This is a genomic window from Ramlibacter sp. GCM10027632 (genome assembly GCF_042675325.1).
Classification (GTDB): domain Bacteria; phylum Pseudomonadota; class Gammaproteobacteria; order Burkholderiales; family Burkholderiaceae_C; genus Ramlibacter.
On sequence record NZ_JBHTGW010000008.1, the window covers coordinates 106,045 to 129,853 of the forward strand.

22 protein-coding genes are annotated in these 23,809 nt (G+C 70.0%); 6 read left to right on the forward strand and 16 right to left on the reverse strand.

The annotated features are described in order from the left end of the window. Positions 1-75: 75 nt before the first annotated feature. From ACFQZY_RS13325 to ACFQZY_RS13340, 4 genes are read left to right on the forward strand one after another with little or no spacing between them, the layout of a single operon-like run. Positions 76-336, forward strand: coding sequence for a hypothetical protein (locus ACFQZY_RS13325; RefSeq protein WP_377416528.1), 261 nt, complete (start codon positions 76-78; stop codon positions 334-336). A 46-nt stretch (positions 337-382) separates the two neighbouring features. Then, on the forward strand, positions 383-1,183 hold the full coding sequence (locus tag ACFQZY_RS13330; RefSeq protein ID WP_377416530.1) for an MlaE family ABC transporter permease: 801 nt from the start codon (positions 383-385) through the stop codon (positions 1,181-1,183). An 8-nt stretch (positions 1,184-1,191) separates the two neighbouring features. Next, complete coding sequence (locus tag ACFQZY_RS13335) at positions 1,192-2,175, forward strand: MlaD family protein (RefSeq protein ID WP_377416532.1); 984 nt, start codon at positions 1,192-1,194, stop codon at positions 2,173-2,175. Continuing rightward, positions 2,172-2,831 carry a hypothetical protein gene (locus tag ACFQZY_RS13340; protein ID WP_377416534.1) on the forward strand — a complete coding sequence of 220 codons (660 nt, stop codon included), beginning with the start codon at positions 2,172-2,174 and terminating at the stop codon, positions 2,829-2,831. The genes ACFQZY_RS13335 and ACFQZY_RS13340 overlap by 4 nt, the downstream gene beginning before the upstream one ends. A gap of 49 nt (positions 2,832-2,880) precedes the next feature. On the opposite strand, the gene ACFQZY_RS13345 is transcribed toward ACFQZY_RS13340, so the two are convergent. From ACFQZY_RS13345 to ACFQZY_RS13380, 8 genes are all read right to left on the reverse strand, one after another. After that, positions 2,881-3,429: a histone H1-like repetitive region-containing protein gene (locus ACFQZY_RS13345; RefSeq protein WP_377416782.1), complete on the reverse strand. Its 549-nt coding sequence runs from the start codon at positions 3,427-3,429 to the stop codon at positions 2,881-2,883. A 215-nt stretch (positions 3,430-3,644) separates the two neighbouring features. Continuing rightward, the gene (locus ACFQZY_RS13350; RefSeq protein WP_377416536.1) at positions 3,645-4,835 is read right to left on the reverse strand and encodes a ribonucleotide-diphosphate reductase subunit beta; all 1,191 of its coding nucleotides are present in this window, start codon (positions 4,833-4,835) and stop codon (positions 3,645-3,647) included. A 142-nt stretch (positions 4,836-4,977) separates the two neighbouring features. Next, positions 4,978-7,896 carry a ribonucleoside-diphosphate reductase subunit alpha gene (locus ACFQZY_RS13355; RefSeq protein ID WP_377416538.1) on the reverse strand — a complete coding sequence of 973 codons (2,919 nt, stop codon included), beginning with the start codon at positions 7,894-7,896 and terminating at the stop codon, positions 4,978-4,980. Positions 7,897-8,177: 281 nt separating this feature from the next. Next, positions 8,178-8,756, reverse strand: coding sequence for a 1,6-anhydro-N-acetylmuramyl-L-alanine amidase AmpD (gene ampD, locus ACFQZY_RS13360; RefSeq protein WP_377416540.1), 579 nt, complete (start codon positions 8,754-8,756; stop codon positions 8,178-8,180). Next, positions 8,753-10,204: a sigma-54-dependent transcriptional regulator gene (locus tag ACFQZY_RS13365; RefSeq protein ID WP_377416542.1), complete on the reverse strand. Its 1,452-nt coding sequence runs from the start codon at positions 10,202-10,204 to the stop codon at positions 8,753-8,755. Before ACFQZY_RS13365 ends, ampD begins: the two co-directional genes overlap by 4 nt. Then, positions 10,204-11,889 (reverse strand): sensor histidine kinase, encoded by a 1,686-nt coding sequence (locus tag ACFQZY_RS13370; RefSeq protein WP_377416544.1) that lies wholly within the window; start codon positions 11,887-11,889, stop codon positions 10,204-10,206. The genes ACFQZY_RS13365 and ACFQZY_RS13370 overlap by 1 nt, the downstream gene beginning before the upstream one ends. A 3-nt stretch (positions 11,890-11,892) precedes the next feature. After that, the gene (locus ACFQZY_RS13375) at positions 11,893-12,165 is read right to left on the reverse strand and encodes a PP0621 family protein (protein WP_377416546.1); all 273 of its coding nucleotides are present in this window, start codon (positions 12,163-12,165) and stop codon (positions 11,893-11,895) included. After that, entirely contained in the window at positions 12,162-12,959 is a 798-nt protein-coding gene (locus tag ACFQZY_RS13380) for an inner membrane protein YpjD (RefSeq protein WP_377416548.1), read from the reverse strand. Before ACFQZY_RS13380 ends, ACFQZY_RS13375 begins: the two co-directional genes overlap by 4 nt. A 66-nt stretch (positions 12,960-13,025) precedes the next feature. Between ACFQZY_RS13380 and ffh the strand changes: the two genes are divergently transcribed. After that, positions 13,026-14,405 carry a signal recognition particle protein gene (gene ffh / locus ACFQZY_RS13385; protein WP_377416550.1) on the forward strand — a complete coding sequence of 460 codons (1,380 nt, stop codon included), beginning with the start codon at positions 13,026-13,028 and terminating at the stop codon, positions 14,403-14,405. 3 nt (positions 14,406-14,408) lie between these two features. Here ffh and ACFQZY_RS13390 read toward each other — a convergent pair whose 3' ends face one another. The 7 genes from ACFQZY_RS13390 to ACFQZY_RS13420 form a co-directional block, all read right to left on the reverse strand. Continuing rightward, positions 14,409-16,790, reverse strand: coding sequence for a VCBS domain-containing protein (locus tag ACFQZY_RS13390; protein ID WP_377416552.1), 2,382 nt, complete (start codon positions 16,788-16,790; stop codon positions 14,409-14,411). 89 nt (positions 16,791-16,879) lie between these two features. Next, the gene (locus tag ACFQZY_RS13395; RefSeq protein ID WP_377416554.1) at positions 16,880-18,244 is read right to left on the reverse strand and encodes a calcium-binding protein; all 1,365 of its coding nucleotides are present in this window, start codon (positions 18,242-18,244) and stop codon (positions 16,880-16,882) included. Between the two features lie 127 nt (positions 18,245-18,371). After that, on the reverse strand, positions 18,372-19,712 hold the full coding sequence (gene miaB / locus ACFQZY_RS13400) for a tRNA (N6-isopentenyl adenosine(37)-C2)-methylthiotransferase MiaB (protein ID WP_377416556.1): 1,341 nt from the start codon (positions 19,710-19,712) through the stop codon (positions 18,372-18,374). 60 nt (positions 19,713-19,772) lie between these two features. Next, positions 19,773-20,102: a hypothetical protein gene (locus ACFQZY_RS13405; protein WP_377416558.1), complete on the reverse strand. Its 330-nt coding sequence runs from the start codon at positions 20,100-20,102 to the stop codon at positions 19,773-19,775. A 91-nt stretch (positions 20,103-20,193) separates the two neighbouring features. After that, positions 20,194-20,979, reverse strand: coding sequence for a fumarylacetoacetate hydrolase family protein (locus ACFQZY_RS13410; protein ID WP_377416560.1), 786 nt, complete (start codon positions 20,977-20,979; stop codon positions 20,194-20,196). 85 nt (positions 20,980-21,064) lie between these two features. Continuing rightward, positions 21,065-21,760, reverse strand: coding sequence for a hypothetical protein (locus ACFQZY_RS13415; protein WP_377416562.1), 696 nt, complete (start codon positions 21,758-21,760; stop codon positions 21,065-21,067). A 20-nt stretch (positions 21,761-21,780) separates the two neighbouring features. Continuing rightward, the gene (locus ACFQZY_RS13420; RefSeq protein ID WP_377416564.1) at positions 21,781-22,311 is read right to left on the reverse strand and encodes a hypothetical protein; all 531 of its coding nucleotides are present in this window, start codon (positions 22,309-22,311) and stop codon (positions 21,781-21,783) included. 145 nt (positions 22,312-22,456) lie between these two features. Here ACFQZY_RS13420 and ACFQZY_RS13425 point away from each other — a divergent pair, with 145 nt between their 5' ends. Beyond that, entirely contained in the window at positions 22,457-23,332 is an 876-nt protein-coding gene (locus ACFQZY_RS13425) for a carbonic anhydrase (protein ID WP_377416566.1), read from the forward strand. Positions 23,333-23,412: 80 nt separating this feature from the next. Here the strand turns inward: ACFQZY_RS13425 and ACFQZY_RS13430 are convergent, their stop codons facing one another. After that, on the reverse strand, positions 23,413-23,808 hold the full coding sequence (locus tag ACFQZY_RS13430) for a surface-adhesin E family protein (protein ID WP_377416568.1): 396 nt from the start codon (positions 23,806-23,808) through the stop codon (positions 23,413-23,415). Position 23,809 lies beyond the last annotated feature (1 nt).

Here is a 23,809-nt window from a genome sequence, read left to right on the forward strand (position 1 = left end):
CGCTGCGGCGCGCGCCCCATCTGCCACAGTGGCCGCATCCCACCCGGCGGGACGATTCGACCAAGGAGCTTTCGCGTGAGAACTGATGCCACGGCCAACAACCCCTTTGCCCTGATGACCGACCCCGAGGCCGTGCGCCAGGTGGTGAGGCAGTCCGAGCAACTGAGCCGACTGAGCCAGCGCCAATGCCACCCGCTGGACCGGGCCGTGATCCGCAGCGCCAGCGCCGAAATCGCTGCCTTCGATGCCAAGATCGACCGCACCACCATCTACCTGCCCCCGGAGGAGGACAAGCCCTCGGGGATGTCGCGCTCCTGGGCGCGTGCGATGAACTGAGCGCCGGGCCTGCACGGCGAGGCATGCGGTCGTTATCATCGACCGCATGACGAACACTGCGGGGGTTCGTGACCTGCGGCGCGCCGTGCGCGTGCCTTTGCGCTGGCTTGCGGGCTGGGGGCGCATCGGCTGGTCCGGCGCGCTGCTCTGCGCCCTGGCCCTCTCGCCCGGCACCTGGCGCCCCGCCGTGCGGCATGCGCTGGCCCGCCACCTGGTGCTGGACACCGCCCCCATCCTGGCCGGCTTCACGGCGCTGTGCGCGCTGCTCACGCTGGTCATCACCCGCATCGTCGTCGTCACCGCACAGAGCTATGGCCTGTCGCGGTACGCGCTGGAGATGGTGATCCGCGTGCTGGTGCTGGAACTGATCCCCCTGGTCGCGGCGCTGTTCGTGGCCCTGCGCTGCACCATCCCCAACGGCGCGGCGCTGGCGGCGCTGCGGCGGGCTCGCCCCAGCGGCGCCGGGCGCGCCAATGCGCTGGACCCGCTGGCCCTGGAGGCCGTGCCCCGCATGCTGGCGGGCATGTTCTCGACCATCACCCTCGCGGCCCTGAGCTGCGCGGTGGCCACCGTGCTCGCCTACTTCGCGGTCTACGGCTTCACCGCTGCCGGCTTCGCGGGCTACACCCGCGTGTTCGGCCATGTCTTCGACGGGCCGGTCTCGCTGATCTTCGCGCTCAAGACCGCGCTGTTCGCGCTCGCGGTCTCGGTGATCCCGATGGCGACCGCGCTGCAGGAGGCGCCGGCGCGCGGCTCGCGCGAGAGCGCGGCCCTCCAGGGGCTGGTGCGCCTGTTCGCCGTGCTGCTGCTGCTCGAGGCCCTGTCCCTGGTGGGCAACTACTACTGAGGCGGCCCATGGCGGACCCGGACGAATCCTCCCTCCTGGCCTCCGAGCCCGAGCACGGGGTGCCGGTGGCGAACGTCGAGCGCAAGGCGCGCTGGCTGCTGGCGCTGGCGGCGCTGCTGGTGGTGGCCTCGACGCTGTACCTGCTGTATGCGCGCGGCTGGTTCGAGCCCACGCAGACCCTGGTGCTGGTGACCGACGACTCCGAGGGCGTGGCGGTGGGCATGGACATGACCTTCTCCGGCTTTCCGATCGGCCGCGTGCGGCGGGTGGAGCTGGGCGCGCAGGGCCATGTCCGCATCACGATCGACGTCGCGCGCAAGGACGCGCACTGGCTGCGCACCAGCAGCGTCTTCACCCTGGTGCGCGGGGTCGTGGGCGGCACCGCGATCCGCGCCTTCAGCGGCGTGCTCACCGACCCGCCGCTGCCCGACGGCGCCGAGCGGCCCGTGCTGCGCGGCGACGCCACTGCGGAGATCCCGCGCGTGATCGCCAGCGCCCGCGAGGCGCTGGAGAACGTGGTCGCCCTCACCGCGCAGGAAGGCGCGCTGCGCCAGACGCTGGCCAACCTGCAGGCGGTGAGCGAGCGTGCCCGCGGGCCGCAGGGCGCGGTGGGCGCGCTCCTGGGCAACGAGAAGGATGCGCGTGCGCTCTCCGAGGCGCTGCAGCGGGCCAACGCCCTGCTCGCGAAGGTCGACCAGATGGCGGCCCGCGCCGACACCCAGGTCTTCGGCCCCGAAGGCGCGGTGCCGGAGGCGCGCGCCGCCATCGTCCAGCTCAATGGACTGCTCGCCGACACCCGGGCGAGCCTGCGCCGGGTGGACGCGGTGCTGGCCGAGGCGCAGGCGGTGGGCGCCAACCTGCGCGGCGCCACCACCGACCTGGGCGCGCTGCGCGGGGAGGTCGAGGCGAACCTGCGCAAGATCGAAGGGCTGTTGAACGACATCCAGCGCCGTTGGCCGTTCGCGCGGGAGACGGAGGTGAAGCTGCCATGAGGCGCGCCGCCAACCGGGCCGCCGCGACCCTGTGTGCCGTGCTGGCCGGCTGCGCCGGCGGGCCGCGTGCGCCGGACTGGCAGGTCGAGGCCCACGGCGCGATCGAGCGTTACCAGCAGGCCTTCCTCACCGGCGCCTCGCGCGCTGCGGAGGCGGAGTTCGCGCGAGCCCGCGCGGCCCTGTCGGCCACGGGGGATGCCACGCAGGTGGCGCGCGCCGAGCTGGTGCGCTGCGCGCTGGAGGCCGCGAGCCTGGGACCGGCGCCGTGCCCGGGCTTCGAGGCGCTGCGCGCGGACGCGGCGGCGCCCGAGGCGGCCTATGCCGATTACCTGGCGGGCCAGCCCTTGCCCGCCGCGCGCGCGGCCTTGCTGCCGCCAGCCCACCGGGCGCTGGCGACGCAGGCCGCCGATGCCGACAGCATCGCCCGCATCGAGGACCCGCTGTCGCGGCTGGTGGCCGCGGGCGTGGCGCTGCGCGCAGGCCGCGCCACGCCGGGGATGATCGCCGCGGCCGAGGCCACCGCCTCGCGCCAGGGCTGGCGCCGGCCGCTGCTCGCGTGGCTGGGGGTGCAGGCGCGCCGCGCCGAGGCGGCGGGGGACCTGGACGCCGCGCAGCGGCTGCGCCGGCGCATCGCCCTGGCCGCCGGCGCGCCATAAAAAAACCCGGCATCTTTCGATGCCGGGTTTCGGGTCAGCCGAGGGCTGCTCAGGGCTTGCTGGCCGTCGGGAAAGGCCAGGCGGCCTGCGGGTTCAGCGTGGTCTGGGCAGCGGGCGCAGCGGCAGCAGCAGCGGCGGCGGCGGCAGGCTTGGCCTTTTTCGCAGCGGGCTTCTTCGCAGCCTTCTTGGCAGCGGGCTTCTTCGCGGCGGGCTTCTTGGCGACAGCCTTCTTCGCAGCAGCCTTCTTCGCCGGTGCGGCCTTCTTGGCAGCGGGCTTCTTGGCGGCAGCGGCCTTCTTCGCCGGAGCGGCGGCCTTCTTGGCAGCGGGCTTCTTGGCGGCAGCGGCCTTCTTCGCCGGAGCGGCAGCCTTTTTGGCGGCGGGCTTCTTGGCGGCGGCGACCTTCTTGGCCGGAGCGGCCTTCTTGGCTGCAACCTTCTTGGCGGCCACCGGCTTCTTGGCGGCGACCTTCTTCGCGGCGGGCTTCTTGGCCGCAGCGACCTTCTTCGCGGCCGGCTTCTTGGCGGCGGCGACCTTCTTGGCGGCCGGAGCCTTCTTCGCAACGGCCTTCTTGGCGGCCGGTTTCTTAGCAGTTGCCATCACTATCTCCTGTTCAAGTTGATCAACATCAACGAAAGAAGCACTCCACATCGCCCGATGGCGCCGGGAGCGATTCATGCGGCTGGGCCCGGGCCCAACTGCATGAACACCGTAGCCCGCGTGCCGCCCGGCTCTCCGGCCAGGTCGGCGCCCGCGGGCGAATCTCGTCTCAAAGCACGGCTGTGGTCGCTATCCAACTCCCGCAGTTGCCGTCGTCAATCCCAGGAAAGCGCGCCACCCGACTGGTACTCGATCACGCGGGTTTCGAAGAAATTGCGCTCTTTCTTCAGGTCAATCATTTCGCTCATCCAGGGGAAGGGGTTTTCCTCGTTGGGGAAAAGCGCTTCCAGGCCGATCTGCGTGGCGCGGCGGTTCGCGATGTAGCGCAGGTAGCCCTTGAACATGGAGGCATTGAGGCCCAGCACGCCACGCGGCATGGTGTCCTCGGCATAGCGGTACTCGAGTTCCACGGCCTTGAGGAACAGGGCCTTGATCTCGGCCTTGAACTCGGCGGTCCACAGGTGGGGGTTCTCGAGCTTCAGCTGGTTGATCAGGTCGATGCCGAAGTTGCAGTGCATCGACTCGTCGCGCAGGATGTACTGGTACTGCTCGGCGGCGCCCGTCATCTTGTTCTGGCGGCCCAGCGCCAGGATCTGGGTGAAGCCGACGTAGAAGAACAGGCCCTCCATCAGGCAGGCGAAGACGATCAGGCTCTTGAGGAGGGTCTGGTCGGCCTCGGGGGTGCCGGTGCGGAAGTCGGGGTCCATGATCGCGTCGATGAACGGGATCAGGAACTGGTCCTTGTCGCGGATGGACTGGACCTCGTGGTAGGCGTTGAAGATCTCGGACTCGTCCAGGCCCAGCGACTCCACGATGTACTGGTAGGCGTGGGTGTGGATCGCTTCCTCGAAGGCCTGGCGCAGCAGGAACTGGCGGCACTCGGGCGCCGTGATGTGGCGGTAGGTGCCCAGCACGATGTTGTTGGCGGCCAGCGAGTCGGCGGTGACGAAGAAGCCGAGGTTGCGCTTGATGATGCGGCGCTCGTCCTCGGTCAGGCCGTTCGGGTCCTTCCACGTGGCGATGTCGCGGGTCATGTTGACCTCTTGCGGCATCCAGTGGTTGGCGCAGGTGGCCAGGTACTTCTCCCAGGCCCACTTGTACTTGAACGGCACCAGCTGGTTGACGTCGGTCTGGCCGTTGATGATTCGCTTGTCGGCGGCGACGACGCGGCGCGTGCTGGCGGCTTGCGCGGACGACGCGGCGAGGGGTGCGGAGGCGGCGGTGACGGTGGCCGCCACGGGGGACAACTGGGCTTCACCGAAGGAAGCGGGACCCTGGCTGCCGGTGAAGCCGGTGCCTTGGGGAGCCTGCGATGCGGGCTTGACGTCTTCGTCCCAGGTCAACATAGATTTTCCAATGCTCTCATTATGAGAGCAGCGATGTGGAATGCAAAGTGTTCATTCACATCACTGCCCGATTCTGTTGCTCGTTTGCGTCGACGCACTGTCGGAGAAGACCGACAGCGCGCCTTCGCGTTCCATCACTGCGTCACTGGCAGGCTTCGCACGTGGGATCGTCGACGCCACAGAACTTCACGTCGGTGGCGGGGACGGCATCCATCTGCGCGCGGGCCGCGGCGGCGGCGGCCTCGAGGGCGCTCATGCCCTGGCCCTGCGACGGCGCGCCCGAGGACACGGCGTTCAGGCGGCCCGAGGTCACGGTGGACTTCTCGGTGTGCGTGGCGCTGATGGTGCGCAGGTAGTAGGTGGTCTTCAGGCCGCGGGTCCATGCCAGCTTGTAGGTGTCGTCGAGCTTCTTGCCCGAGACGCCGGCCATGTAGATGTTCAGGGATTGGGCCTGGTCGATCCACTTCTGGCGGCGGGCGGCGGCTTCCACCAGCCACTGCGGCTCCACCTCGAAGGCGGTGGCATACAGGGCCTTGATCTCCTGCGGCACGCGGTCGATCGGGCGCAGCGAGCCGTCGAAGTGCTTCAGGTCCATGACCATCACGTCGTCCCACAGGCCCAGGCGCTTGAGGTCACGCACCAGGTAGTGGTTGATGACGGTGAACTCGCCGGACAGGTTGGACTTGACCGACAGGTTGCCGAAGCACGGCTCGATCGAGGCGTCGACGCCGATGATGTTGGAGATGGTCGCCGTCGGCGCGATGGCCACGCAGTTGGAGTTGCGCATGCCGTCGGCCGCGATCTTCTTGCGCAGCGCGTCCCAGTCCAGGGTGCTGGAGCGGTCCACTTCCACGTAGCCGCCGCGGGCCTGCGCCAGCAGGTCGACGGTGTCGGGCGGCAGGATGCCCTTGTCCCACAGCGAGCCGCGGTAGCTGGAGTAGCGGCCACGCTCCTTGGCCAGCTCGGTGGAGGCCCAGTAGGCGTAGTAGCAGACGGCTTCCATCGACTTGTCGGCGAAGTCCACCGCCTCCTGCGAGGCGTAGGGGATACGCAGCTCGTACAGCGCGTCCTGGAAGGCCATGATGCCCATGCCCACCGGGCGGTGGCGCAGGTTGGAGTCACGCGCCTTCTTGACGGCGTAGTAGTTGATGTCGATCACGTTATCGAGCATGCGCATGGCCACGGAGACCGTGCGCTTGAGCTTGTCGTGGTCGATGGCGCCGTCCTTGAGGTGCTGGCGCAGGTTGATCGAGCCCAGGTTGCAGACGGCGGTCTCGGTGTCGCTGGTGTTCAGGGTGATCTCGGTGCACAGGTTGGACGAGTGCACCACGCCCACGTGCTGCTGCGGCGAGCGCACGTTGCAGGCGTCCTTGAACGTGATCCAGGGGTGGCCGGTCTCGAACAGCATGGTGAGCATCTTGCGCCACAGGTCGGCGGCCTGGACGGTCTTGCTCGGCTTGATCTCGCCGCGGCGGGCCTTCTCTTCGTAGGCGACGTAGGCCTTCTCGAACTCGGCGCCGTACAGGTCGTGCAGGTCCGGGCAGGTGGAGGGGGAGAACAGGGTCCACTCGCCCTTTTCCATGACGCGGCGCATGAACAGGTCGGGGATCCAGTTGGCCGTGTTCATGTCGTGGGTGCGGCGGCGGTCGTCACCCGTGTTCTTGCGCAGCTCGAGGAATTCCTCGATGTCCAGGTGCCAGGTCTCCAGGTAAGTGCAGACCGCACCCTTGCGCTTGCCGCCCTGGTTCACCGCCACGGCGGTGTCGTTGACGACCTTCAGGAAGGGGACCACGCCCTGCGACTCGCCGTTGGTGCCCTTGATGTGGGAGCCCAGGGCGCGCACGCGGGTCCAGTCGTTGCCCAGGCCGCCGGCGAACTTGGACAGCAGGGCGTTTTCCTTGATGGACTCGTAGATGCCGTCCAGGTCGTCCGGCACCGTGGTCAGGTAGCAGGAGGACAGCTGCGAGCGCAGCGTGCCGCTGTTGAACAGCGTCGGCGTGGACGACATGAAGTCGAAGCTGGAGAGGACTTCGTAGAACTCGATGGCGCGGGCTTCGCGGTCGATTTCGTTGAGGGCCAGGCCCATGGCGACGCGCATGAAGAAGGCCTGCGGCAGCTCGATGCGGGTCTTGCGCACGTGCAGGAAGTAGCGGTCGTACAGGGTCTGCAGGCCCAGGTAGTCGAACTGCTGGTCACGCTCGGCCTTCAGGGCGGCGCCCAGGCGGGCCAGGTCGTACTGCAGCAGCTCGGGATTGAGCAGCTCGCTGTCCACGCCCTTCTTGATGAAGGTGGGGAAGTAGTCGGCGTAGCTGGCGGCGGCCTCGGCGGGGGTGACGTCGCGGCCCAGGACCTCCTTGAAGATCGTGTGCAGCAGCAGGCGCGCGGTGGCGTAGGTGTAGTCCGGGTCCTTCTCGATCTTGGTGCGGGCGGCCAGGATGGAGGCCTTGTAGACCTCGTCCATCGGCACGCCGTCGTACAGGTTGCGCAGCGTCTCGGCGACGATGGGCTCGGCCTTCACGTCGGCGCCCAGGTTGGCGCAGGCGCTCTCGATCAGGGCCTTGAGCTGGGCGACATCCAGGGGGATGCGCTGGCCGCCGTCGGTGACATGCAGCTGGGGCTCGGCCGGCTTGGCGGCCTCGGGCTGCTTGGCGGCGCGCTCCTGGGCGCGGCGCTCGCGATACAGCACGTAGGCGCGGGCGATCTCGTGGTGGCCGCCGCGCATCAGGCCGAGTTCGACCTGGTCCTGCACGTCCTCGATGTGGAAGGTGCCGCCGCCCGGGCGCGAGCGCAGCAGGGCGCGCACCACGGCCTGGGTCAGGCCGTCGACGGTCTCACGCACGCTGGCAGAGGCGGCGCCCTGGGTGCCGTGCACCGCCAGGAAGGCCTTCATCAGCGCGATCGCGATCTTGTCCGGCGCGAAGGGCACGACCGCGCCGTTGCGTCGGATGATCTGGTAGTTGGCCAGGCCCTGGCCGGCGGCGCCGGCTTGGGACGCGGCGCCCGACGAGGCAGCGGCGCCGGTGAAGGCTTGTGCGGAGGGGGTGCTCAGGGCAGTTTGCATGGGACCTCGTGTGGTGTGTCTTCTCGTGTGTTTTGGATGGGCGCAAAGCGCACGCGCTGGGATTCGCCGGGGGTTGCGCGGTAGTGCCCGCTCACCTTTTGTGGTCGGAATTCGGCGATTCCGTGTCAACAACGCAGGCACTATATCTAGGGCCTGAGTGTATCGCAAGGCACCACATGTAGTGTTCTTGCCATTGACGAGAATTTCGCGCGCGACCTCGCGGCGGCGGCCTAGAACCTAGGGTGTGTCATCGGATTCCCTGGCCCGGGAACACGCTGAGTTCAGGAGGGCAGGGAGTCGCCGGCCCCGCCCAGGCTGCGGGCCAGCCGCGCCCAGTCGAAGCCGGGGCCCGGGTCGCGCTTGCGGCCGGGCGCGATGTGCTCGTGCCCGGCGATGTGGCGCACCGGGTAATGCTGCTGCAAGGCCGAGGCCAGGCTGGCGAGGGCCTCGTACTGCGCGGGCTCGAAGGGGTCGCCCTCCAGGCCCTCGAGCTCGATGCCGATCGAGTCGTCGTTGCAGTTGCCGCGCCCGCGCCACTGCGAGGCGCCGGCATGCCAGGCCCGCGCGTCGCAGCTGACGAACTGCCACAGCGCGCCGTCGCGTCGGATATAGAAATGCGCGGAGACCTGCAGCCCGCGGATCCCCTGGAAGTAGGGGTGGGCGTCCCAGTCCAGGGTGTTCGTGAACAGGCGCTGCACCTCGTCGCCACCGTACTGCCCGGGCGGCAGGCTGATGGAGTGGATCACCAGCAGGTCGATGCAGGCGCCGGCGGGGCGCGCGCCGAAGTTGGGCGAATCCAGCCGGCGCGCGAAGCGGTACCAGCCACCCTGGAACAGGGGCGCGGCGGGGGCTTCCCTCATGCGCGGTCGTCCGCCGCGTCGTCGGGGCCGGGCGTGGCGATGCCCAGGCGCGCGATGCGGTAGCGGATCTGGCGCAGGCTCAGGCCCAGGCGTTGCGCCGCGGCGGTGCGGTTGAAGCCGCTCTCGCGCAGGGCCCGCACCAGGATCTCGCGCTCGCGCTCGTCAAGCCAGGCCTGCAGGTCGGAGGGCAGGCCGGCGGCGGGGACGGCCTGCGCACCGGCGGCGGCCGCGGCGGGCAGGGGCGCCGGCGCGCTCACCGCGGGCTCGGCTTCGAGCGACAGGTCCAGTCCATCGCTCAGGGCCACGGCCCGGTGCAGCATGTTCTCCAGCTCGCGCACGTTGCCCGTGAGCGGCAGCGACTGCAGTTGCGCCAGCAGCCCGGGCGTCAGCGGCGGCACTGGCGTGCCGGCGTCCTGGGCGATGCGCGCGAGCAGCGCGGCGCACAGGGCCGGCAGGTCCTCGCGCCGCTCGCGCAGCGGCGGCACCAGGATCTCGATGACGTTGAGGCGGTAGTACAGGTCCTGGCGGAAGCGACCGGCCTGGACCTCGGCGGCGAGGTCCTTGTGCGTGGCGCTGAGGATGCGGGCATCGACCGCCTCCTCCTGGGTGGAGCCGATCGGGCGCACCCGGCGTTCCTGGATCGCGCGCAGCAGCCGCGACTGCATCGCCAGGGGCAGGTCGCCGATCTCGTCGAGGAACAGGGTGCCGCCATGGGCGGCCTGGAAGAAGCCGGGCCGGTCGTGGGTGGAGCCGGTGTAGGAGCCCTTGCGCGCGCCGAAGAACTCGGCCTCCAGCAGCGACTCGGGAATGGCGCCGCAGTTCACCGCCACGAAGGGGCCGGCGGCGCGGTGGCTGCAGGCGTGGATGGCGCGCGCCACCAGCTCCTTGCCGGTGCCCGACTCGCCGCGCACCAGCACCGGCGCCATGCTGCGGGCGACCTTGGCCACCCGGTCCTTGACCGAGCGCATCGCCGGGGAGTCGCCGGCCAGGCGCTCGAGCGCGGATTCGCCGCGCGGCAGCGCGGCGGCGCTGGCCCGAGGAGCGCCGGCCCGCATGCCGGCGTCGCCCTCGTGGACGGCCGAGGCCACCACGGCGCGGAACTGGCGCAGGTCCACCGGCTTGGTGAGGTAGTCGAAGGCGCCGGCCTTGAGGGCCTCGACCGCGTTCTCGGCCGACCCGTAGGCCGTCATCACGATGCAGCGTTCGGGACGCTGCTGGCGCGAGATCTCCTGCAGCAGCGACAGGCCCAGGCCGTCGGGCAGGCGCATGTCGGAGATGACCACGTCGAAGCGCCGGGCCGCGAGCATCGCGCGGGCCTCCTCCAGCGTGGCGGCGGCGTCGACGCTGTAGCCTTCACGCAGCAGGGTCAGCTCGTAGAGCGTGCGCAGGTCCGGCTCGTCGTCGACGACGAGGACCTGGGCCGCGGCGTGGGAGGCAGGCTGCTGCATCAGACGGGTATTGTGGCAGGCGAGGGTCCGGCGACATCCGCCGGCGGCGGGCGGAAACTCACGATGAAGGCGTTGCCCTCGCGCCCGTTGTCCTGCGGCGAGGGCGCGCGCCGGTAGCCGATCTGCGCGCCATGGCGCTCGCACAGCTCGCGGCAGATGTACAGGCCCAGGCCGCTGGAGCGGCTCTCGGACGAAAAGAACGGCTCGAACAGGTGACGCTGCACCGCGGGCTCCAGCGGCGCGCCGTCGCTCCAGACCACCAGCACCGCGCGGTCGGCGCCGGGCTGGGTGGTGACCTGGATCGCGTCGGCCCGGTCGCTGGCGTAGCGGCTGGCGTTGTCCAGGAGGTTCACCAGCACGCGGCGCAGGTGCTCCGGCTCGAAGGGCACGCGCGCCAGCGGCGCGCGCAGCGCCATCGCGGGGCGGCCGGGCAGGCCGGCCTGGCGCGACCAGTCCTGGCACACGGTCGCCACGCTGGCGTCCAGCGCCAGCGGCGGTGAGGGCGCGGTGTCCTGCTGCTGCACCCGCGAGACATTGAGGATCTCCTCGACGATGCGCTCCAGGCGCCGTGCGTTCTGCCCCACCAGCGCGCTGAGCTTGCGGTGGGCCGGCTCGCCCAGGTCTTCCTCGAGCAGCGCGTTGGCCTGGGTGATCGCGGCCAGCGGGTTGCGGATCTCGTGCGCCACGGCTGCCGACATCCGGCCCATCGCCGCCAGCTTCTCGGTGCGCAGGCGTGCCTCCATCTCGCGCAGGTCCTCCAGGAACATGACGCACAGGTTGCCGTCCCCGCCATCGCCGGCTGCCCGGGTGCGTACCGAGACGCGCCGCTGCTGCCCGGCGCGGCCCAGCGTGACCTCGCGCACCTGCGGGGTGCGGGTGGCCAGCGTCTGCGCCGCCAGGTCGCACAGGGCCTGCCAGCCCGGCTCGCCCTCGAGGCGGAACTGCGGGTGCGCCGCGTTCGCCCCGAGCAGCAGGCAGGCGGTGGGGTTGGCCGCGCGCACGCGGCCGTCGGCGTCGACGACGAGGATGCCGTCGGCCAGCGTCTCGATCACCAGCGCGTTGACCAGCGCCTGGGTGCGCGCGGCCTCCTGGCTGCGGCGGGCGCGGTCCTCCTCGCGGGCCAGCCGCGCGGCCAGGTGGTGCGCCAGCAGCGCCAGGGCCAGGTAGCCCGCGCCCGTGCCGGCCGCCTGCAGCAGCCGCAGCGCGCTGTCGCCGGGCACCTGCGTCGCGCGCAGCCAGGCCTCGGCCAGCATCAGCAGGCTGGCCGCCCCGGCGGTGCCGATGGCCATGGCCCTGCTGCCCAGGACCGCGGCCATCAGCACCGGCACCGCCAGCAGCGGGGTGAAGTTCAGGCCGCCTGCCTGCAGCAGCTGCAGGGCGGAGGCGCCGCCCAGGTCCAGGGCCAGGATGGCGACCCAGGTGACGTCGAGGCGGGGCCCCGGGGGGCGCGTGAGCAGGCGCACGGCCACCGCCGCCGCGGTGTAGGCGACGCAGGCCAGGAGCAGTGCGCGGTCACCGGGTGCCCCCGGCGTGGCGACCCGCAGCGCGGCCAGCAGCGCGAGCAGGCCGGCGCCGATGATCACGCGGGCGCTGGCGAAGGAGCGCCACAGGCGCAGCGGCGCGGAGTCTTCCGCCGGCGACGCGGGCGGCTGGGCCCAGGACGCGACGGAGACGGGACCTGTCATGGGTCAGCGGCGGGTGTCGGTGGGGGTCGCCCGGTACTCCTCGCGGTGCTCCGGGCTGCAGAAGAGGCGGCCCTGGGCATCGGCCACCGCGTCGGCCTGCGGCAGGTGCACCGCGCAGGCGGCGCAGCGCACCATGGCCTGGGGCTGGCCGCTGCGGGGCGCCTGGTTGCGGCCCGGCGCGCCGGCGCCGGCGCCGGGACGGGCGCCGGTCTGGCGCTGGTGCTTCCACACCAGGTAGATCACCGCCAGCACGGCGAACAGCACGAGGTACTTCATGCGGCGCGGCCCAGGACGACCTCGAGCACGAAGCGCGAGCCAACGTAGGCGAGCAGCAGCAGCAGCGAGCCCACGTACAGCCCCCGCACCGCCTTGCGGCCGCGCCAGCCGAAGCGCGCGCGCCCGAGCAGCAGGCCGGCGAAGGCGCACCAGGCCAGCACCGAGAACACGGTCTTGTGGTCCCAGCGCCAGCGGGTGCCGCCGCCGACCTCGCCGAACACCAGGCCGGCCAGCAGCGTGGCGGACAGCAGCACGAAGCCGCCGGTGGCGAAGCGGAAGGTCAGGCGCTCGAGCGTGAGCAGGGGCAGGCCGGCGTGGGCGTCGTCGGCGTGGCGGATGGCGCGCTCGGCGCGCATCATCAGCCAGGCGTGGACGACCGCGGCGGCGAACAGGCCGTAGGACGCGATGCCCAGCGCCCAGTGCAGCGGCAGCCAGGGCGAGGCGCCCACGTGCAGTGGCGTGCCGGGGAACACCAGGGCCAGCACCACGGCCGCCGAGCCCAGGCCGGCGAGGGCCCAGCGGGCCTGCAGCTGCGGGAAGACCTGGCGCTCCACCGCGTACACCGTGAGCACCAGCCAGGCGGTGACCGACAGCGCCGGCGCGAAGCCGAAGCGCGGCGCGTCCCCGAGCAGGGACCAGGCGATCACGCCGGCGTGCAGCAGCCAGGCCGCCAGCAGGGCCAGCCGCGCGGCGGAGTCGGACAGCCGCGAGGCCGCCGCCGCGGGCAGCGCGTAGGCGGCCGCCGCGGCCAGGGACAGGGCGACGCCGGCGGGGGAGGCGCTGGGTAAAATCATGGGTCCTCAGTGTAGTCCCTCGCTGCAGGCCTCCCGGCCTGCGCGACACCCCATCCTCCCACCCCCATGGCCTCCGCACTCACCGACAAACTTTCCCGCCTGGTCAAGGAAATGCGGGGCCAGGCCCGCATCACCGAAAGCAACGTGCAGGACATGCTGCGCGAGGTGCGCATGGCCCTGCTCGAGGCCGACGTGGCCCTGCCCGTGGTGCGCGACTTCATCGCCCGCGTGAAGGAGAAGGCCCTGGGCCAGGAGGTGGTGGGCTCGCTGAACCCCGGCCAGGCGCTGGTGGGCATCGTCAACCGCGAGCTCGTGGCCACCATGGGCGAGGGCGTGAGCGACATCAACCTCGCGGCCCAGCCCCCGGCGGTGATCCTGATGGCCGGCCTGCAGGGCGCGGGCAAGACCACCACCACCGCCAAGCTGGCCAAGCACCTGATCGAGAAGCGCAAGAAGAAGGTGCTCACGGTCTCGGGCGACGTCTACCGCCCCGCGGCCATCGAGCAGCTCAAGACGGTGACGGCGCAGGCCGGCGCCGAGTGGTTCCCCAGCTCGCCGGAGCAGAAGCCGCTGGACATCGCGCGCGCCGCGCTGGACCACGCCAAGCGTGGCTATTTCGACGTGCTGCTGGTGGACACCGCCGGCCGCCTCGCGATCGACGAGGCGCTGATGAACGAGATCAAGCAGCTGCACGCCACGCTGAACCCGGTGGAGACCCTGTTCGTGGTGGACGCCATGCAGGGCCAGGACGCGGTGAACACCGCCAAGGCCTTCAAGGAGGCGCTGCCCCTGACCGGCATCATCCTGACCAAGATGGATGGCGACTCCCGCGGTGGCGCGGCGTTGTCCGTGCGCCAGGTCACGGGCGCGCCGATCAAGTTCGCGGGCGTCTCCGAAAAGATCGACGGCCTGGAGGTCTTCGACGCCGAGCGCCATGCCGGGCGCATCCTGGGCATGGGCGACATCGTGGCCCTGGTGGAGCAGGTGCAGGCGGGCGTCGACGTGGACGCCGCCAAGAAGCTGGCCGAGAAGGTCAAGAGCGGCGAGGGCTTCGACCTCAACGACTTCCTCTCCCAGATCCGCCAGATGAAGAACATGGGCGGCCTGTCGCAGATGCTGGACAAGCTGCCCGCGCAGATGCAGGCCAAGGCCGGTCAGGTCGACATGGACAAGGCCGAGCGCGACATCCGCCGCAAGGAAGGCATCATCTGCAGCATGACGCCGCTGGAGCGGCGCAAGCCCGACCTGATCAAGGCCACCCGCAAGCGCCGCATCGCGGCGGGTGCGGGGGTTCAGGTCCAGGAGGTCAACCGCCTGCTCAATGAGTTCGAGCAGATGCAGGGGATGATGAAGAAGCTCAAGGGCGGCGGGCTGATGAAGATGATGAAGCGGCTCGGGGGGATGAAGGGGATGATGCCCCCCGGCATGCCCAAGCCGCCGTTCTGAGCCTCAGGCCACGAAGAAGGTGTCCGCGGTGACCCAGGCCGTGAACGGGTTCGCCACCGTCGCGACCAGCACCGCCGGCGCGTTCGGGGGGCCGAAGAACCCGCTGCTGCCGTCCGGGTCGTAGTAGACGGCGCCCGAGGCCCCGTCGTAGACGATGCCGGCCATGCCCTGTGCCAGGGGGGCGAACGGGTTGTCCGAGAACTGCGAGGCGGTCAGCGTCCCGGAGGTGGCGAATTCGGTGAAGTAGGCCGCGTCCAGTTGGATACGGGTGCCCAAGGTCACTCCGTGGAGGATGTCCACCCCTTGACGCGTCAGGACGCCGACGCTGGCTTCGCCCAGGAACAGGGCATCGTCGCCGAGGCCCCCGACCAGGACGTCGTTGCCCGTGTCGGCGTAGAGAACGTCGTCCCCCGCCTGGCCCCAGATCACGTCATCTCCGTCGCCGCCGTGCACGGTGTCATTGCCCAGGCCGGCAAAGACCACATCGTTGCCCCCGAGGGCATTGATGTTTTCGCCGAAGTCGGTGCCGGTCAGGAGGTCGTCGCCCTCGGTACCCACGAGGGGTGCGGCCGCGTCCTCGATCCCGTGGAGCGTGACTGTGACCGTGCCGTAGGTGCCGCCGGAACCCAGGTCGCCGAACGCGCCGAAATTCATGGTCTCGTATACCGTCGTGTTGCCAAGAGCCAGGGTGAGCACCGGGTCCGGCGTGTAGGTCCAGTGGCCGTCGGTCTCCAGTGCAAAGGCGCCATAGGCGGCATCCATGCTCCGGATACCGAGCAGATAGCCGTCCCCGTCGATGTCCGTGATCGTGATCTGGCCCTCCACGGGCGGGTCGTCCTCGCTGAGTTCACCGGTCAGGGTGCCTCTCACCTGCGCGGGATCGTCGCGCCCCTCCACGTGGACGTTGATCGGAATGCTGAGGGAGCCGTCATACGATACGGCCATGTAGTGCTCGTCGACCGATTGACCCAAGGGCAGCGCCTGGGCGCGCGCGTCCAGGGTGTAAGTCCAGGTACTCGAGGTACGGTCATAGGCGAAGGAGCCGACCTGGCCGTCTTCCAGGCCGGTGACCCGGAACGTGCTCTCGTCGGCCCCGTCCGGATCGCCCAGGATGGCGAACCAGGTCAACGCGGCGGTGTCGTCCTCGGTGATCGCGCCGCTGAAACCCGTGGCCGGGTCGAAGTCCGCAATATCGGTGGCTAGGAACGGGGGCTCGTTGACGGTTGCGCCGCCGCCTTCGTTGGCGCCGTCGAGGGTGACCTGGATCGCGAAGCTCCCGAGGTGGGGGTCGGTGCTGCCCAGGAGCTGCACCTCGAAGTTCAGCGGCAGGCTCTGCCCGTCGTTCATCCCCAGCTCCTCGACGGCTGACGCGTCGACGGTGTAGGTCCACTGGAAGCTGAGCGTGTCGGGGGTCAGGACCCGGGTCACCGCAAGGGTGCCGGGTGCGCCGGCGGGGGCGATGATCTCGCCGATCTGGATGTCCAGCATCAGGTCCGGGTCCGTCAGGGTGAACGCGCCCGAAGCGACCTGCTGGCCCTGCGGGTTGATGCCCACGCCCTCGACGATATGGCCCTCGAGATCGGCCGCCGTGACCACGGGCCTGTCATCGGTGCCCGTGATTGTGACCGTCACGAGTTGCTCGGTGTCGTCGGCGGCCTTGGCGATGAAACTGTCCGTGAGCTGCAGGCCGCCGGTCATCCAGTCCATGGAGTCGTAGGTGGTGTAGGTCCAGGCGCCATCGGCCTGGAGCGTGAAGAAGCCATGACCGCCGGAGCCGGCCACGTGAGCCTGGGCCTGGAAGGTGTCCTGGCCCTCCGGGTCGCTGATGGTGAGCAGGCCGCCGGTGTGCATGACGGCGTTGGTCTCGGTCACCGCGCCCGCGATGGCGCCGCCGATCGCGGCTGGCTGGTCCTGCGCCTGGCCCTCGCCGGTCACGATGAAGTTGATGGTGGCGTAGCTGAGGGTGCCGTTGCCAAGCTGGATCGCATAGACGAAGGAGCCGCGCAGCGTCTGGTCCGCGGTGAGGTCCGCGAGCCCGCCAGCGCCCATCGCTCCGCTCAGGTCGACCTCGACCTTGCCGTTGCAGGTGCGGACCAGGATGTCGTGGTAGGCGGGCGTATCCTCGCCCTGGGTCCACAACGCGATCCGCGCCGTTTCCCAGGCGCCTGCCGCGTCTCGCTGCAGCAGCTCGGTCAGGCCGTCCATGTCGCCGTCGACCGAGTACAGGGTCTTGCCATTGCCGCCCAGGTCGTTGGCCATCACGTCAAGGGTGATGACCTCGCGGGTGGGGTCGTAGAGAACGCTCTCGAGGAGCTGCGACTCTGTGAATCCGTAGGTGTCGGTCGTTGCCTGCGGGGTATTGGTGTACGAGGTGGTTGTGGCCATGATCGCTCCGGTACGTGGGTGAAAGTTCGACCCGCCGGCCCCGGTGCTGCCCGGGACTGGATCGGATCACGGGGGACTGCGGGGGAGACTCAGGCGACCTGGAAGTCGAGGTCGCTCAGGCTGGCCGGCACGCCGACCAGCCCGTCGGATTGCAGTCGCGCGAAGGCCACGGGACTTTCGGGGCCGTCGAAGCCGTCGAGGTCCACCGAGAGCCAGCCCGTGCTGCTGTCGTAGAAGATGTAGTTGCCCACCAGCACCTCGTTCAGCCCGCCGAGCGGTGCGAAGGCGGAGCCGGGCGCGGTGCTGAGGCGGATCCTGTCGAGGCCCGGCTCGAACCCGTTGATGAAGGCCTTGTCCGTGCCGAGAAAGCCCGCCGCGATGTCGATCGCGTAGGTGTCGTTGCCCGCGTTCCCGTACACGAAATCGATGCCGCCCCCCGTGCTCAGGAGGTCATCGCCGTCGCCGCCCTCGAGGAAATCGTTACCGGCTTCGCCATACAGGGCGTCGTTGCCATCGATGCCCGTGAGGCTGTCGTCGCCATCGCCGCCGCGCAGGGTGTCGTTGCCGCCCAATCCCGCGACGTTGTTGTTGCCGGGCCCGCAGAGGATCAGGTCGTCGTTCGCCCCCCCGTTGTAGACGGAGTCGTTGGTGCGCACGGCGCGGTCCTGCAGCACGACTTCCACCAGGGCCTGGGTGCCATCCTGGGTGGTGACGGTCAGCGTTTCACGGAAGCTGGCATGGTCGTAGTCGAAGGGGACGGCCGCCTGCGGTGCGAGGTCGTAGCGCCAGGTGGCCGAATCCGGGCTCAGGTGGACGGTGAAGGTCCCGAACTGGGTCTGCGTCGAGTAGCCGGTGAACGCCGCCTGGCCGAGGTCCGGGTCCGTGACGGTGAGCGGCGCGCCCTGCGTGTAGGTGGGGTCCGTGGGCGAGACATACATGCCGAACTGCCCGGCGTTGGCCACGAAGGCGGGGTCGTCCTCGCCGGCCAGCGTGAACGTCACCCGGTTCCAGCTCAGGGTGCCGTCCGCCATCTGGATCGCGTAGCTGAAGGAGTCGCTCAGGCGGTCGGCGCTGGTCAGTTGGTCGAGGGTGCGGCCCGCCAGCCAGGGATCCAGGTCCAGCTGGACCTGGTTGTCGTAGATGCGAACCCTGTTGATCCCCGCGGTCGACTCCCAGCCCGAGACGGTGTGGCCGTCCACCACCGAGGTCACATCGCCTGCCTGCAGGTCGGACTGGGTGTTGCCCAGGCCGTCGTCCAGGGCGTAGAGCGTGCGCATCCCGCCCTTGGGCAGGTTCAGGTCGTTCGCAAGCACGTTGATCGTGACGACCTGACGGCCGTCGGGCGTGGTGCCGAAGGCGCCGCTGCCATCCAGGCTGGACTCGGTATGGGACACCGTATCCAAGGTGGCGTAGACCTTCTTGGCGTACCTCGGGGGGCTGGGTGAACGTGCCATGACGTCGACCTCCTGCATGGATGAGTACTAAGGACCCATTTTTAGGTCGGCTCATCCGCCAATTCAAGGAAAAAATTAAATCCTTGTGGCTACAGTCCTGGGCCCTGCACCCAGCCCGGTGCCGGGGTCAGGCGCTGGTATCGGCGTTGACCACGGCTTCACCCCTCAGCGAATGCGGCAGCGCCTCGGTGATCGTCACGTCCACCATCTGCCCGATCAGCCGGGCCGGCCCCTTGAAGTTCACCACCCGGTTGCACTCGGTGCGCCCGGCCAGCTCACTGGCGTCCTTGCGCGCGGGGCGCTCGACCAGGATCCGCTGCACCGTGCCGACCCGGCTGGCGCTGATGCGGCGCACGTTCTCCTCGATCACCGCCTGCAGGTGCTGCAGTCGCTTCAGCTTCACCTGCTGCGGGGTGTCGTCCTGCAGGTTGGCGGCCGGGGTGCCCGGGCGCGGGCTGAAGATGAAGCTGAAGCTGGTGTCGTAGCCCACGTCCTCGATCAGCTTCATCATCTTCTGGAAGTCGTCCTCGGTCTCGCCGGGGAAGCCCACGATGAAGTCGCTGGACATGGACATCTGCGGCCGGATCGCCCGCAGCTTGCGGATCGTGCTCTTGTACTCCATGGCGGTGTAGCCCCGCTTCATCGCCATGAGGATGCGGTCGCTGCCATGCTGCACCGGCAGGTGCAGGTGGCTCACCAGCTTGGGCACCTTCGCATAGGTGTCGATCAGGCGCTGGGTGAACTCGTTGGGGTGGCTCGTCGTGTAGCGGATCCGCTCGATGCCAGGGATCTCGGCGATGTATTCAATGAGCAAGGCGAAGTCGGCGATGTCGCTGGTGTCGCCCATCTTCCCGCGGTAGGCGTTCACGTTCTGCCCCAGCAGCGTCACCTCGCGCACGCCCTGGTCCGCCAGACCGGCGACTTCGGCGAGCACGTCCTCGAATGGGCGCGAGACCTCCTCGCCGCGGGTGTAGGGCACCACGCAGTAGCTGCAGTACTTGCTGCAGCCTTCCATGATGGAGACGAAGGCCGAGGGGCCGTCCACCCGCGCCGGCGGCAAGTGGTCGAACTTCTCGATCTCGGGGAAGCTGATGTCCACCTGCGAGGCCTTCTCGCGCTCGCGGCGCGCCAGCATCTCGGGCAGGCGGTGCAGAGTCTGCGGGCCGAACACCAGGTCCACGTAGGGCGCGCGCTCGATGATGGCCGCGCCCTCCTGGCTGGCGACGCAGCCGCCCACCCCGATCAGCACGCCCTTGTCCTTGAGGTGCTTCACCCGGCCCAGGTCGGAGAACACCTTCTCCTGCGCCTTCTCGCGCACCGAGCAGGTGTTGAACAGGATCAGGTCGGCCTCCTCGGGGTCCTGCGTGGGCTCGTAGCCCTCGGCGGCCTTCATGACGTCGGCCATCTTGTCCGAGTCGTACTCGTTCATCTGGCAGCCGAAGGTCTTGATGAAAACTTTCTTGGCCATGGCGGCCCTCTCTCGCGAAAACAAAAAACGGGAAGGAAAACGGCAGGCGCGCGCCGCGAATCAGCGGCGCGGCAGGCGGGCGTATTCGGCCTCGGTGAGCAGCCAGACCTCGTGGACCAGGCCCAGGGTGTCGCGCCGCAAGGCGACCGGCAGGTCCTGCCCGGTGAGGGAGGCCGAGAGCACCAGCAGGTTGCGGGTGTCGCGGATGCGGGCGCCGGGCGAGAGCTGCGCGGGCTGGCCGTTGACCAGCACCTGCGGCGCCAGGGTGACGACCAGGCGCGCGGGGCGCGCGTCGGCCGGGATTTCGCGCGCCAGGGACTGCGCGAAGGCGCCGGCAGCGGCCAGCAGGGCGGAAAGGAGGATGGCGGTCGGGCGGGTCCAGCGGTTCATGGTGTTGATCCAGAGGCTGAGGGGCCTCCGCCCGGTCAGGCGAAGGCCGCCGATTTTACCGGCCGCCACCCGGCGGCGGGACCGCGGCGCCTCAGGTGATCTTCACGGACAGGTCCGGCAGGCCGTCGATGTGGCAGGCGATCACGTCCCCGCGCACCACCGGGCCCACGTTCTCGGGGGTGCCGGAGTAGATGATGTCCCCGGGCTGCAGCTCGAAGGCCGCCGAGAGCCGCGAGATCTGCTCGGCGACGTTCCAGATCATCTGGTTCAGGTTGGCGTTCTGCTTGGTCGTGCCATTGACCTTGAGCCAGATGCCGCCGCGGGTGAAGTGGCCGGTCTGCGAGGCCAGGTGCAGCGGGCCGATCGGGGCGCTGCGGTCGAAGCTCTTGCCGATCTCCCAGGGCTTCTTCTCGTCGCCCATGGCGCGCTGCAGGTCGCGGCGGGTCATGTCCAGGCCCAGCGCGTAGGCGTAGACATGGTCCAGCGCGCTGGCCACCGGGATGTCGCGCCCGCCCTTGTGCAGCGCGGCGACCAGTTCCACCTCGTAGTGGTAGTTCTTGGTCAGCGTGGGGTAGGGGTGGTCGGCCACCGTGCCGGGGGCCACGTACTGGATGGCGTCGGTGGGCTTCTGGAAGAAGAACGGCGGCTCGCGCGTCGGGTCCGAGCCCATCTCGCGGGCGTGGGCGGCGTAGTTGCGGCCGATGCAGTAGATGCGGCGCACCGGGAACATCATGTCGCTGCCGGCGATGGGCACCAGGGTCTCGGGCACGGCGAACGGCGTGCGCGCGCGCGATTGCGACTGCACCGGCAGGGCGCAGCCGGCGATCGCGCCGGCGGCCAGGGTGGCACTGGTGGTGAAGAGTCCGCGGCGGTCCATGGGGGTGTCTCCTTGTCGTTGTCGTGAGACCGGGAGTGCAGCATGGCCCCAGGGCCGCGACTGTCGTCCCCGCGACATGCGTCGCTCAGGCCGGCACCCAGCCCGCCTGCAGCCAGTGCCAGTACCCCGGCGCCAGCTGCCACGGGACCATCACCGAGCCGGCCTGCCGCGGCAGCAGTCCGCGCGTGAGGTGGTCGCGCCACTCGCCGCGCGCGCCCACCTGCCGCAGCAGGGGCTGGTCGGGCCAGGGGGCGCCGGGCGCCAGCGGCACCGGGGCGGGCTCGTCGGCCAGCGCCAGGCGGGCGCCCTCGCCCGAGAGCGCGTCATGCACGCTGCCCCAGGCCCGCCCGCGCAGGCGGCGCTGGATCTCGCCGAGGCGCGCCTCGGCGAGCGCGATGTCGCGGCAGGTCAGGGTGTACTGGCCCAGCACGTTGTCGAACAGCACCAGGGCCCGCGGGTGGGCGGCGAGCAGCCGGTCCAGGGCGCCGATCGCCTCGGTGCGGTGAAAGGTGAGGGAGATGCCCCGCTCGCGGACCACGCCGGCATGGCGCCACCGGAACAGGGGCGCGGCCGCCCACTCGAAGTCGACCGCGTCGATGCGCCGGAAGCGCCCGAGGAAGTCGTCCGGCATCATCCAGCCGGCGCTGGCGCCGAACAGGAGCAGCTCGTCGTAGCCGGGTGGCGCGGTGTGCAGCCAGTCGCGGATCGCCGCGCGGGTGCGGGCCCAGCGGGCCTGGGCGCGCCAGGCGCGCAGGTGCCAGCGCAGGTCGAACAGGACCAAGGCCGTGCCGCCGGTGCGCCTCAGAACGGCGGCTTCGTCACCTTGGCGCAGGTGCCCTTGATCAGCTTGATGCTGCGGCCGTCGTTCAGGGTCAGGGCCTGGACGAAGTCACCGGTGTCGCGGTCCACGGTGAACTGCTCCTGGGTGATCATCACGCCGAAGCGCTCGAACATCGCCGGGCGCGAGACCACCAGCTTGCGTCCCTGCTGGGACAGCGTGCCGGCGCGGCTCTCGGTGATGCTGATCTTGCCCTGGTACCAGCCGGACTTCTTGTCCAGGTCCACCTGGGCGATGGTGATGCGAGAGGGCTCGTTGCCCTGGATGCCCAGGGCCATCTGGCCCTCCACGTCCAGGTGCAGCTCGCAGATCAGGTCGACCACGCCGGTGGCCTGGTTGCCGACGCTGGTTGCGCGGGTGCGCGTGCCGCTCTCGGCGGTGACCGCGGGGGCCTCGCCGCCCTTGGAGAACATGGCCGAGAGGCCCCAGATCCCGGCCCCGGCAATGGCCGTGGCCACGGCGCCGATCGCCACGCCCGTCATCAATTTGCTCATGCTGCCCTCAAGCCTGGTGGGTTCGATCCGATCATACTGGCTCTATCCAACAATAATTCGCCCCATGCCCGGGGTGTCCGAGGGCCGGATGTACCGGCCGCCACGAAATAAATCGGACTAATTTCCAGTTTCTTGAGGTCGGACCATGTTCCTGCGAATGATCGCCATCGGCATCGTCGTCATCCTGTTCGGGGTGCTCGGCACCCTGGGCTTCGTCAACACCAAGAAAGCCGCCGACCTGAGCAAGGAGGTGGTCCTGGTCAAGAAGGAGCTCAAGGAGCACGAGGGCGAACTCCACAAGCTGCGCGAGGAGTTCGAGGCGCTGGAGAAGAAGTCGCACGGCGGCGCCCATGCCGGCCCGGTGCACTGGGGCTACGAGGGCGAGTTCGGCCCGGAGAACTGGGGCAAGCATTTCGCCACCTGCGGCAGCGGCAAGTCGCAGTCGCCGGTGGACCTCACCGGCCCGTTCGAGAAGGCCAGCCTGGCGATCAAGCCCGAGTACAAGGCCGGCGCGCTCAAGATCGTGAACAACGGCCACACCGTGCAGGTCAACGTCCCCCCGGGCAGCACGCTCAAGGTGGGCGACGAGAGCTACGACCTGCTGCAGTTCCACTTCCACCGCCCCAGCGAGGAGAAGATCGACGGCAAGCCCATGGCCATGGTGGTCCACCTGGTCCACAAGAGCGCCAGCGGCAAGCTGGCGGTGGTGGGCGTCCTGATGCGCGAGTCGGCGCAGCTCAATCGCACCCTGTGGTCGATCTGGAAGCACATGCCCAAGGAGGCCGGCCCGGAGCAGGTCGTCTCCGGCGTCTCGATCAACCCGGCCAACCTGCTGCCCGAAAGCCTGGCGCATTACAGCTATGAGGGTTCGCTGACCACCCCGCCGTGTACCGAGGGCGTGCGCTTCTTCATCATGAAGAACCCGATCGGCGTGCAGCGCGAGATGGTGGACAGCTTCCCGTTCAAGATGAACGCCCGCCCGGTGCAGCCCCTGAACGGCCGCAAGATCTCGGCCTCCTGAGGCCGGGACAGCCCGCGGGCCCGAGCGCGGTCCGTGCGGCCTGGGCGGCCTGGGCGGGTGCGGCGTCCGAGCCGTCCCCGCTACTTCCCGCAGTGGATCACGTAGGCCAGCGCGAACAGCCCGCGGCGCGGGATGTTGCGCCAGTAGCCGAACTCCTCCACCTCGTGCAGCTTCTCGCCCGTGAGCAGCGGGCCCGAGTAGCTGACCATGCGGCCGATGCGGTGCATCTTGTGCTCGCAGTCGTACTCGTTCAGGTAGCGGCGCGAGCGCACGCCGTCCGGGTCGGGGCTCTTGAGGTCCTGCAGCTCCCAGGCGCGCCACTGGTGCTCGCCGATCTGCTGCATGGAGTTCTTGTCCATGTACAGCGTGACCCGGTCGGTCTGGCCCACCTTGAACCAGGAGGCGGCGCTCGCCATCGGCCAGCCCGCGAGGGCGGCGGCGAGGGCGGCGGCGAGGACGGGGCGGCGCAGGTTCATG